This is a genomic window from Variovorax sp. GW821-FHT09B05 (assembly GCF_059418265.1).
Genome location: NZ_JBWKPN010000002.1, coordinates 33,283 through 42,863 on the forward strand (window position 1 = coordinate 33,283; position 9,581 = coordinate 42,863).

Sequence of the window (9,581 nt, forward strand, 5' to 3'; positions counted from 1 at the left end):
ACACCCGGCGCGCCGATCGGCGGGGCTTCGGCCGCGCGCTTCCTAGAATCGGCGCACCTCACAGCACAGGCACCCATGGACGCAGCAGACAGCAAGCCCCCCGAATCGGCCGCCGTGAAGTCGGCGGACAGGGTGCTCGACATCCTCCAGCTCCTCGCGCGCCAGGGCGGGGCGCTGACCCATCACGAGATCGGCATCGCGCTCGGCATCCCCAAGAGCAGCCTCACGCACCTGCTGCGCAACCTGGTGGCGCGCGAGTTCCTCGGCTTCGATGGCGCGCAGAGCACCTATGCGCTGGGCCCGGCCGTGTTCGAGCTGGTGCGCGGCAGCGGCCTGCGCGAACGGCTGATGGCGCAGGCCCGGCCCATCGTCGACTGGCTCGCGCGCACCGCGGGCGAGGCCACCTCGTTCTCGGTGCTGCGCGGCGACGAGGTCGAGCGCGCCTGCGTGGCCGAGTCGCGCGCGCCGCTGTCCTACCGCATGGCGGTGGGCGACAGCTTCCCGCTCTACTCGACCTCGGCCGGCAAGGCGATCCTCGCGGCCATGCCCGCGGCGCGGCGCCAGGCCTACCTCAAGAACGTGCGGCTGCAGGCCCAGACGCCCGCCACCGCCACCACGCTCGCGGTGCTCAAGCGCCAGCTCGAGGAGGTCGGCGAAAGCGGCATCGCCTATTCGCGCGGCGAGCACACCCCGGGCGTGGTGGGCATCGCCATCGCCATCGATTCGGGCGACCCGGCCGCGCCCGCGGCCTTCAACATCGTGGTGCCCGACGTGCGCTACACGCCGGAGTTCGACGCGCGCTGCGTCGAGCTGCTGGGGCAGGCGCGCGAGCGCTTCCACGCGGCGTCGCCCGCGCGTTGAGACCGCCATGGCCCGCTTGCTCCACCGCCTCGCCGCGCTGCTGTGCGCCTGCACCCTGTCGCTGGTCGCGCAGGCGCAGGACTGGCCCGTGAAGCCCGTGCGCATCGTCGTGCCCGCGCCCGCGGGCAGCTCGCTCGACCTGATCGCGCGCACCCTGGCCGACCGCCTGCGCACCGCGTGGAAGCAGCCGGTGGTGGTCGAGACCAAGGCCGGCGCCGGCGGGCTCATCGGCATGGACGCGGTGGCGAAGGCGCCGCCCGACGGCCACGTGCTGGGCATCGGCTTCAACGGCCCGATCGCCTTCGGCCCCTACATGTACGCGCGCATGCCGTACGCGCCGGCGCGCGACCTGCTGCCGATCGTGCTGACCACCTCGCAGCCCAACGTGCTCGCGGTGCAGGCGAGCAACCCGGCGAATACGCTGCCCGAGTTCATCGCCTGGGTGAAGGGGCAGCGCGACCGCTTCAGCTATGCCTCGGTGGGCGCGGGCAGTTCCTCGCACCTCACGATGGAGCTGCTGCGCAGCGTCACGCACATCGAGGCGGTGCACGTGCCCTACGCGGGCTCGCCGCCGGCCGGGCTCTCGCTGGCCTCGGGCGACACGCAGGCCCTGTTCACCGTGGCGCCCGCGCTGCTGCCGCTGATCCAGGGCCAGCGCGTGAAGCTGATCGCGATCACCAGCGCGCAGCGTTTCGAGCTCATGAAGGAGCTGCCGACGGTCGCCGAGTCGGGCTACCCGGGCTTCGAGTCGCTGGCCTGGAACGGCCTGTTCGCGCCCGCCGGCACGCCGGGCGAGGTGGTGCGCCGCGTCAATGCCGACGTCAACGCCGTGCTGCGCGATCCCGCGGTGCGCGAACTGCTCGCCAACCAGGGGCTGGCCGTGGGTGGCGGCTCGCCCGAGGAATTCAGGGCCTTCATCGACAGCGAAGGCCGCAAGTGGGGCGCGATCATCGCCAAGGTCGGCATCCGGCTCGACCAATGATGGCGGCCCCCGATCCGTTTCCCATCGCATCACGAACAACGAACAAGAGGAGTGCCCCATGGCCGACTTTCCGCAGGACATCTACACCGAACCCGAGCCCGATCCGCACACGCTCGCCAACCTCGGCCCGCTGACCGGCCTGGCCGGCATCTGGATGGGCACCATGGGCCACGACGTGAGCCCGAAGGAGGACGGCCCCGAGGCCGAGGCCTTCATCGAGCATGCCGAGTTCCAGCCGATCGATGCGCAGACCAACGGCCCGCAGATCTTCTACGGCCTGCGCTACCACCTGCGCATCGTGAAGCCCGACGACGTCGAGACCTTCCACGACCAGGTCGGCTACTGGCTCTGGGAGCCCGCCACCGGCGCACTGGTGCAGACGCTGTCGATCCCGCGCGGTCTCACGGCCATGGCCACCGGCCAGGCCGCGCCCGATGCGCGCAGCTTCCGCCTCGAGGCCGTGCGCGGCGGCGACACCAACGGCATCGTCGCCAACCCCTTCCTCGAGCATGCGTTCAAGACCCTGCGCTACACCATCGACGTGACGATCCACGACGACGGCAGCTGGTCGTACGAGCAGACCACGCTGCTCGACGTGCGTGGCAAGCCCGAGCCTTTCGCGCACACCGACCGCAACACGCTGCGCAAGATCGGCGAGCCGACGCCGAACCCGACCGCGCAAGCCGCGCTGGCCGAGGCCGCGGGATCGGTGGCTTCGGCCGTGGCGGCCGCGGAAGCCGGTGACACGATGATTCCGATTCCGCCTGCCGACGAAAGCGTGAAGCCCGCGGTGCCGGGCGTGCCCGACGCGCTGGCCTGATTCGGCTAGGCCGTCGGCATCCGCTCGAAGGCCTGCAGCGCGGGATCGAGCCCATCCCACGCCAGCCCGCGCACGCGGTACGTGAGCACCTGCGGCGCGAAGCGTTCGGGCTCGTCGAGGCTGCCCGCATGCACCGCGATCAGCTCGGGCATGCCCGAGAAACGCACGAACAGCGGCGTGCCGCAGACCGGGCAGAAGGCATGGCTTTTCTGCTGGCCGCTGTCGGCGGCGATCTCCCATTCGCTGGCCTCGCCGGTGATCGCCATGTCGGCGCGCGCGGGAAAGGTCAGGTACGAACCATGCCCGGTGCCGCTGCGCCGCCGGCAGTCGCTGCACTGGCAATGGTTCTGGAAGATCGGCGCATGCGGCGTGCTGTAGCGGATCGCGCCGCAGGCGCAACCGCCGGTGTAGGGCTGGGTCATGGCGCTTCTCCGGGTGCGCGGCCTCAGGCCGCCTTGGGCTTCGCGAAGACGTCGATGCCCTCGCCGGTCTCGAGCAGCGACTTGAGGCTCGACAGCACGATCGGCCAGCCCTGCTGGATGCCCTTGGCCATGCCGCTGCCGGCCTCGAGCTCGTCGTGCGTGACGGTGAGCCGCACCATGTCCTCGTACGGCACGATGTCGAAGGCCACGCGGCTGTAGGCCTGGGGATCGGCCGCCTGCGAGGCGCCGGCCCAGGTGATGACCAGCCGCGTCGGCGGCGCGATCTCGACCACCTGGCCCACCAGCTCGACGGTGCGCTCGTCGCTGGCGCGCACGTGCTGCCACGGCGAGCCGGGTTTCCAGTCGGAGACGTTCTCGTGGCCCCAGTAGCGCCGCGCGATCTCGGGCCGGGTGATGGCCTCGAACACCTTCTCGGGCGTCGAGCGGATGTAGGTCACGTAGACATAGCTGATCTTCTCTGGCTTCATCGTCACTCTCCTTCGAGTTCCTTCTTGAGGTCGTGCAGCAGCGCGAGCCGCTGACGTTCGAACTTGCGCACCCAACGCTCGTAGACCTCGTGCAGCGGCACCGGGTTGATGAAGTGCAGCTTCTCGCGGCCGCGCCAGACCGTGGTCACCAGGTTGGCCGCCTCGAGCAGCCCGATGTGCTGCGTGACCGATTGCCGCGCCATGTCCAGGTGCTCGCAGAGCTCGCCGAGCGTCTGCCCGTTGTGGTCGTGCAGCAGATCGAGCAGCTTCCTGCGGGTCGGGTCGCCCAGTGCCTTGAAAACCGTGTCAGCGTCCATTCGTCGTTGTTCGTGCGTGAGCGGATGATATGCAGGTAAATGCCTGCATGTCAAGCCGACCCGTGCCGCGACGATGGCCTAGGGGTTGCTTCAGGAGATCGCCGCTTCCACGTCCGCGTGGAACTTCGCCGAGCAGCACTCGGTCGCGCCCAGGTACAGCGAGGACTGCGCGCCGCTCGCGAGCGTGGACTGTACCGACACGCCGAGCGCGAAGTCCTCGGCCAGCGCGCCCCAGTACGAGTCGAGGTTGCGGCGCCAGTGCCGCTGCGCCTTCTCGTTCGCGGGCGGCTCGGGGATCAGCATGGTCGCGATCACGCGCGAGCGCTCGGGGGCCTCGGGCAGCACGGTGAAGGCGTTCGCATGGTCGCCCTCGTGCAGGATGAAGGTGGCCGGGAAGAAGTAGTAGATGACGTTCGAATGCGGCCCGAGCTGCCACTGGTCCTCGGGCAGTTCGCGCAGCCGCTCGATGCCGCGCTTGGGCAGGAAGAGTCGCTGGTGCGCGCCCTCGTGGTCGGCGATCAGCAGGTTGTCGTGGAACAGGCCCGCGATGCTGTCGCGGTGCGCGTACTGGAAGTGGTAGGTCTCGAGGTTGGCCTCGAACGGGACCTTCCAGTTGGCGGCGTTCGCGAACTCGCGCTGGTCGAACGGCACCCAGCGGTCGTAGCCCCAGTGGCGCAGGTCGGCGCCGAAGCGGCCGAGCCAGCCTTCCATGTCGATGCGCGCATCGTCCTCGCCATTGGCCACGCGCGGAATCGCCCAGACGAAACCCAGCGCCTCGCCCACGGGTACGCGCGCGAGCTGGCAGTCGGCAGCCGGCGCATGCGGAAAATCGGCCTCGCCGGGCCGTCCGCGCAGGTTGCCGTCGAGCCCGTAGGTCCAGCTGTGGTACGGGCACACGAGCACGCGCTGGTTCGACGCGCCGGCCGGCCGCAGCCGCGCGCCGCGATGGCGGCAGGCGTTGACGAAGCCGCGCAGTTCGCCCTCGCGCGTGCGCACCAGCAACAGCGGCATGCCGGCCGCGTCGATGGCCAGCGTGTCGCCGGGCCGTGCGAGCGCGGCCGAGGGGCACAGCGCCAGCGGATGGCGGCGGAAGATGCGCTCGACCTCGCGCGCATGGCGCTCGGGGTCGAGGTAGCGCGACACCGGGCTCAGCGAGGGTTCGCCGCGCTCGGTGCCGCCGCTGGCGATCAATGCCAGCGCGCGCCGGATCAGCGCCTTCTGTTCGTCATGCTGCATGCGCCTGTGCCATCGATGCGGCCTCCACGGGTGGGGGCTTCATTGTGGCCAGCGGTGGGCGGTTCAGCTTGTCTCAACTGGTCGAGGCTTCGTCGAATCCCTCGAAGCGCGCGAAGTCCTCGACCGTCCGCCGCGGCATCGCCATCCGGTTGACCTCGGCCGACGGATCGCCCCAGCCCATCGACATGCCGCAGGCCGTGACCTCCTCGGGAGGCATGCCCAGCCGCGCGGCGATCAGCGCATGGAAGGGTGCGAACGACACCTGCGGGCAGGTATCGATGCCGCGCGCCTTGGCCGCGATCATCACGTTCTGCACGAACAGGCCGAGGTCGAGCCAGCTGTGGCGCGCGAGCCGCGCGTCGATGCCGAAGATCAGCCCGACCGGCGCGCCGAAGAAGCCGTAGTTGCGTCGCGTCTGCCGCGCGCGGGCCGCGGCGTCCGCGCGGTCGATGCCCAGCGCGCCGTAGTAGCACGCCGCGAAGGCCGACTGGTGATCGCAGAAGGGGCCGGGCAGCGGATCGGGAAAGTGCGAGGGCGCCTCGAAATCGCCCGCCACGAAGGCCGCGTCGAGCGCAGCGCCGAGCGCCTTCAGCGGCGCGCCGGCCAGCACGTGCACGCGCCAGGGCTGGGTGTTCGAATTGCTCGGCGCCGTGGCCGCCACCTGCAGGATATCGCGCACCAGCGCCTGCGGCAGCGGCCGCGGCGCGAAGGCGCGCACCGAGCGGCGCGCGCGCAGCACCGCGTCGACATGGCGTGCGCTGTCGGTGGGAGCGTCGTCCCGCTGCATCGCTCAGTCCCGTGGTGCCGGGTGGTAGGCGATGCGTCCCGCCGGCAGGAAGAACAGCGCGATCACCGCGCCGCCGCGCGCCTCGGGATAGTGGTGGCTGCCCGGCGCGGGCGCGGTCCAGCCGGCTTCGCACCAGCCGTTGGGCCCGTTGAGTGCGGCGCCTTCGTTGAGCGGCACCACCATGTTGAACTCGCCATAGGGATGGGCGTGGTACTGCCCGCGGTAGGCGTGGCCCGGGTTGCCCTGCGTGTTGCCGGTGCTGTCCATGTAGACGGCCGTGATGCTGAAGCCCAAGGTGCGCTCCGAGGGCTCGGCGATGCGGCTGCGGCGGTAGATGGGCCCGTCGAGCTCGACGTTGGCGGCCCAGCCGTCGCGCACGCCTTGCCTCACCAGCCGTGCCAGCGACTGGTAGAGCGCGCTGTCGGGGCCATGGGTGCGGTTGAGCCACTGCTCGACCTCGGTGCCCGTGGTCATGTCCTTGATCTCCTCGAGGAAGGGAAGGCTTCGCTCGATCAGTTCCTCGCGGCCGGTGTGCGTCGTGCTCATGTCTTTGCTCGTGGGGGTTGAAAGCTTCATTCGTTCGAGCGGAAGCCCGAGGCCCGCACCACGGGCCCCCAGGCTTCGCGCTCGCGCCGGATCTGGCGCGCGTAGTCGTCGGGCGCCAGCGTGTGGACCTCGAGCCCGACCTGGTCGAAGGCCGCGCGCAGGCCGGGGTCCTTGCTGGCCACGACCATCGCCTCGTGCAGCGCGCGCACGCCGGCCTCGGGCGTGCCGGGCGGCGCGAACACGCCGTAGTTCTCGGCGCCGCGGATCTGCACGAAGCCCTGCTCGGCGAAGCTGGGCACGGCCGGCATGAAGCGCGAGCGCTGCTCGCCGCTCACGGCGAGGATGCGCAGCTTGCCCTGCTGCAGGTAGGGCAGGAAGTCGGCCACGAAGCCGAGGTAGGCCGGGATCTGGCCACCCAGCAGGTCCTGCATCGCCGGCGCCGAGCCGCGGTAGCCCACGTGCTGCAGCTTCAGCCCGCCGGCCTCCGACAGCTGCCAGCCGAGGAAGTGCGCCACCGATCCAGCGGCCGGCGAGGCATAGGTCGCGCCGGTGGGCGTGGCGCGCACCCAAGCCAGGTAATCCTGCAGGCTCTTCACCGAAGCCGGCACCGCGCTGCTCACCGCCAGCGCGCAGGTCGCGATCACCAGCGGCGAGACCGGCACGAAGTCGGTGGCCGGGTCGTAGGCCAGCTTGCTGTAGACATGCGGGTAGATCGTGAGCGCCGAGGCCTGCGTGCACAGCAGCACGCTCGCATCGGGCTTCTCGCGCTTGAGCTGGCCACTCGCGATCCGCCCGGCCGCGCCTGCGCGGTTGTCGACGAGGTAGTGCCGGCCCTGCTTGCGCCAGGCCTCGGCGAGCTGCCGCGCCGTGGTATCGAGCGTGCCGCCGGCCGGGTAGCCGACCAGCAGCTTGCCCGGGCTGCCCTGCGACTGCGCGAAGGCGCGCGGCAGCCAGCCGGCGGCCGGAAGGGCGAGCGCGGCCTGCGTGAAGCGGCGGCGTGTGAGTGCGTTCATGGCGGGCCTCGTGGGTGTGAAGTGGCCGAATGATCGGCCGGCCCCGAATTGAATGGAACTGGCGCTTTTGCAAGCGCAGAATGCACGGCATTCAACTCACGAAGAAGCGCGCCATGAGCATCGGACGCATGGACCTCAACCTGCTGAAGGTCTTCGACGCGGTCTTCGAGGACCGCAACCTGATCCTGGCCGGCCGCCGGCTCAACCTCAGCCAGTCGGCCGTGAGCCATGCGCTCACGCGGCTGCGCGAGCTGGTGGGCGACGAGCTGTTCGTGCGCACCGGCAAGGGCATGCAGCCCACCGGCCGCGCGAGCGCGATGGCGCCCGCGCTGCGCGATGCGCTGCGCCGCATCGAGGCCACGCTCGGTGTCGAGCCTTTCGATCCCGCGCTGTCCTCGCGCCGCTTCACGATCGCGGCCAACGACCACATCACGGCGGTCATCGTCGCCGGCCTCACGCGTGCGCTGCAGCAGGCCGCGCCCGGCGTCGACCTGGTGATCCGCCCCTCGACCCGGCTCGACCTCGCCGAACAGATCGACCTGGGCCGCATCGACCTCGCGATCGGCACCTTCTCGCAGGTGCCGGCGCGGCTCAATGCGCGCACCCTGCTGTCGCAGGGCGAGGTGATCCTGATGCGCAAGGGCCATCCGGCGGCCAGGCGCAAGCTCGCGGTGCGCGACCTCGCGAAGTACGCGCTGGTCACCACCTCGCTCGGCGGGCAGGAGGAGGGCGCCGTCGACGGCTTCATCCTCGAGCGCGGGCTCGCGCGCCAGTCCGAGATGTTCGACCGCTCCGCGCTCGCCGAGGCCCTGGCCGCGATCGGCCAGGTGCCGCGCCTGCGCGTGACCGTGCCGCATTCGCTGGCCATTCCCGCGCTGCTGCGCGAGAGCGACATGCTGTCGATCGTGCCGGCCTCGCTCGGCGCCTACCTCGCGCGCGCCGGCGAGCTGCTGCAGCGCCAGCCGCCGTACCACGCCGCCACCGTGGTCACGCGCGCGGTCTGGCACGGGCGCAACGACCACGACGCCGCACATGCCTGGCTGCGCGAGATGGTGGCCGCGGCAGCCAGGGCGGCCGGCGGCGAGGGCTGATCAGAAGTCGTCGAGCTTGAGCTTGCCCAGCCGTGCCACGATCAGGTCGTGCAGCGTCTGCGCCGCCACCGACAGGCTGCCCTCGCTGCGCTGCACCAGGTAGACCGTGCGCGTGAGCGCGGGCAGCGGCAGCGGCCGCGTCACCAGCGTCTCGCGCCGGAAGTGGAACAGCGTGAGCGCCGGCACCACGCTGATGCCGAGCCCGGCCTCGACCAGCCCCATCACCGTGGCCAGATGCTCGACCTCGAACACCGCGTTGAGCCGCAGCGGATGCAGCGCCACGTCGAGCGCCTGCCGCACGCTGCTGTTGCGCGCCATCTGGATGAAGGGCCAGGGCGCGAGCTTCTTCGCCGTGAGCCGGGTCTCGCGCGCGAGCGGATGGTCGGTGCGGCACACCAGGTGGAAGCGGTCGGCGCACAGCCGCTGGCCGCGCAGGTCGCTGTAGGCCGCCTCGCCCGCGCCCGAGGCTGCGAGCGCGAAGTCGGCCTGGCCGCTGCGCACCAGCGCGATGCAGGCGTCGGACAGCGCATCGTCGAGGTCGATGCGGATGCCGGGCCAGGCCTGCATGAACTCGGCGAACACGCTCGGCAGCCAGCCCGCGGCCAGCGAGGGCAGGGCGGCCACGCGCACCCGGCCCTTGCGGCGCTCCACGTGGTCGGCCAGGTCGGCCATGGCGCCGCCCATGTCGTCGAGCAGCCGGCGCGCCGAGCCCTCGAACAGCCGGCCCTCGGGCGTGAGTTGCACGCTGCGCGTGTCGCGGTCGAACAGCCGCGTGCCCACCGCGTCCTCGAGCGTGCGGATCAGCGCGCTGAAGGCCGGTTGCGACAGATGGCTGGCCTGCGCCGCGCGCGTGAAGCTGCGCAGCTCGGCCAGCGCGAGGAAGGCGCGCAGCTGGCGGGTCGAGAGATCGGGTGTCTTGCGCGCGGCGGCGCTGCTGGTGCTCATCGCTTGTCTCCGGGGCTCGGTCGTTGTTATTCGAAATCCAGATCAATCGATCTGAACTTTCGATTTTACGGAT

The 9,581-nt window shown here is 71.1% G+C and carries 11 protein-coding genes and 1 pseudogene; 4 read left to right on the forward strand and 8 right to left on the reverse strand.

The genetic code is table 11. The annotated features are described in order from the left end of the window. Positions 1-75: 75 nt before the first annotated feature. The 3 genes and pseudogenes from AC07RM_RS04925 to AC07RM_RS04935 form a co-directional block, all read left to right on the forward strand. Entirely contained in the window at positions 76-861 is a 786-nt protein-coding gene (locus tag AC07RM_RS04925; protein ID WP_057596327.1) for an IclR family transcriptional regulator, read from the forward strand. A gap of 7 nt (positions 862-868) precedes the next feature. Then, complete coding sequence (locus tag AC07RM_RS04930) at positions 869-1,843, forward strand: Bug family tripartite tricarboxylate transporter substrate binding protein (protein WP_495333510.1); 975 nt, start codon at positions 869-871, stop codon at positions 1,841-1,843. Between the two features lie 58 nt (positions 1,844-1,901). Beyond that, positions 1,902-2,534 (forward strand): annotated as a pseudogene (locus AC07RM_RS04935) (FABP family protein); the annotation flags it as partial. A gap of 134 nt (positions 2,535-2,668) precedes the next feature. Here the strand turns inward: AC07RM_RS04935 and AC07RM_RS04940 are convergent. From AC07RM_RS04940 to AC07RM_RS04970, 7 genes are all read right to left on the reverse strand, one after another. After that, positions 2,669-3,085: a GFA family protein gene (locus tag AC07RM_RS04940; RefSeq protein ID WP_495333512.1), complete on the reverse strand. Its 417-nt coding sequence runs from the start codon at positions 3,083-3,085 to the stop codon at positions 2,669-2,671. 23 nt (positions 3,086-3,108) lie between these two features. Then, on the reverse strand, positions 3,109-3,573 hold the full coding sequence (locus tag AC07RM_RS04945) for an SRPBCC family protein (RefSeq protein ID WP_203205444.1): 465 nt from the start codon (positions 3,571-3,573) through the stop codon (positions 3,109-3,111). 2 nt (positions 3,574-3,575) lie between these two features. Further along, complete coding sequence (locus AC07RM_RS04950) at positions 3,576-3,890, reverse strand: ArsR/SmtB family transcription factor (protein ID WP_495333514.1); 315 nt, start codon at positions 3,888-3,890, stop codon at positions 3,576-3,578. 90 nt (positions 3,891-3,980) lie between these two features. Further along, the gene (locus AC07RM_RS04955; protein WP_495333516.1) at positions 3,981-5,126 is read right to left on the reverse strand and encodes an aromatic ring-hydroxylating oxygenase subunit alpha; all 1,146 of its coding nucleotides are present in this window, start codon (positions 5,124-5,126) and stop codon (positions 3,981-3,983) included. A 73-nt stretch (positions 5,127-5,199) separates the two neighbouring features. Next, a complete protein-coding gene (locus AC07RM_RS04960) occupies positions 5,200-5,913 on the reverse strand; it encodes a nitroreductase (RefSeq protein WP_495333518.1) in 714 nt (237 codons plus the stop codon). A gap of 3 nt (positions 5,914-5,916) precedes the next feature. Next, positions 5,917-6,459, reverse strand: coding sequence for a 4-hydroxylaminobenzoate lyase (locus AC07RM_RS04965; protein ID WP_495333520.1), 543 nt, complete (start codon positions 6,457-6,459; stop codon positions 5,917-5,919). A gap of 26 nt (positions 6,460-6,485) precedes the next feature. Continuing rightward, positions 6,486-7,472, reverse strand: a complete 987-nt coding sequence (locus AC07RM_RS04970) for a tripartite tricarboxylate transporter substrate-binding protein (RefSeq protein ID WP_495333522.1) — start codon at positions 7,470-7,472, stop codon at positions 6,486-6,488. Between the two features lie 113 nt (positions 7,473-7,585). On the opposite strand from AC07RM_RS04970, the gene AC07RM_RS04975 reads away from it, so the two are divergent. Further along, positions 7,586-8,563 carry a LysR family transcriptional regulator gene (locus AC07RM_RS04975; protein WP_495333524.1) on the forward strand — a complete coding sequence of 326 codons (978 nt, stop codon included), beginning with the start codon at positions 7,586-7,588 and terminating at the stop codon, positions 8,561-8,563. Here the strand turns inward: AC07RM_RS04975 and AC07RM_RS04980 are convergent, their stop codons facing one another. Next, positions 8,564-9,508, reverse strand: a complete 945-nt coding sequence (locus AC07RM_RS04980) for a LysR family transcriptional regulator (RefSeq protein WP_398496640.1) — start codon at positions 9,506-9,508, stop codon at positions 8,564-8,566. It lies immediately after the preceding gene. Positions 9,509-9,581 lie beyond the last annotated feature (73 nt).

Excerpts from the sequence above, each read along its gene's own strand:
- AC07RM_RS04965 (WP_495333520.1), bottom strand. The coding sequence starts at position 6,459 with ATGAGCACGACGCACACCGGCCGCGAGGAACTGATCGAGCGAAGCCTT.
- AC07RM_RS04975 (WP_495333524.1), top strand. The coding sequence starts at position 7,586 with ATGAGCATCGGACGCATGGACCTCAACCTGCTGAAGGTCTTCGACGCG.
- AC07RM_RS04980 (WP_398496640.1), bottom strand. The coding sequence starts at position 9,508 with ATGAGCACCAGCAGCGCCGCCGCGCGCAAGACACCCGATCTCTCGACC.
- AC07RM_RS04955 (WP_495333516.1), bottom strand. The coding sequence starts at position 5,126 with ATGCAGCATGACGAACAGAAGGCGCTGATCCGGCGCGCGCTGGCATTG.
- AC07RM_RS04945 (WP_203205444.1), bottom strand. The coding sequence starts at position 3,573 with ATGAAGCCAGAGAAGATCAGCTATGTCTACGTGACCTACATCCGCTCG.
- AC07RM_RS04960 (WP_495333518.1), bottom strand. The coding sequence starts at position 5,913 with ATGCAGCGGGACGACGCTCCCACCGACAGCGCACGCCATGTCGACGCG.
- AC07RM_RS04930 (WP_495333510.1), top strand. The coding sequence starts at position 869 with ATGGCCCGCTTGCTCCACCGCCTCGCCGCGCTGCTGTGCGCCTGCACC.
- AC07RM_RS04950 (WP_495333514.1), bottom strand. The coding sequence starts at position 3,890 with ATGGACGCTGACACGGTTTTCAAGGCACTGGGCGACCCGACCCGCAGG.
- AC07RM_RS04970 (WP_495333522.1), bottom strand. The coding sequence starts at position 7,472 with ATGAACGCACTCACACGCCGCCGCTTCACGCAGGCCGCGCTCGCCCTT.
- AC07RM_RS04940 (WP_495333512.1), bottom strand. The coding sequence starts at position 3,085 with ATGACCCAGCCCTACACCGGCGGTTGCGCCTGCGGCGCGATCCGCTAC.
- AC07RM_RS04925 (WP_057596327.1), top strand. The coding sequence starts at position 76 with ATGGACGCAGCAGACAGCAAGCCCCCCGAATCGGCCGCCGTGAAGTCG.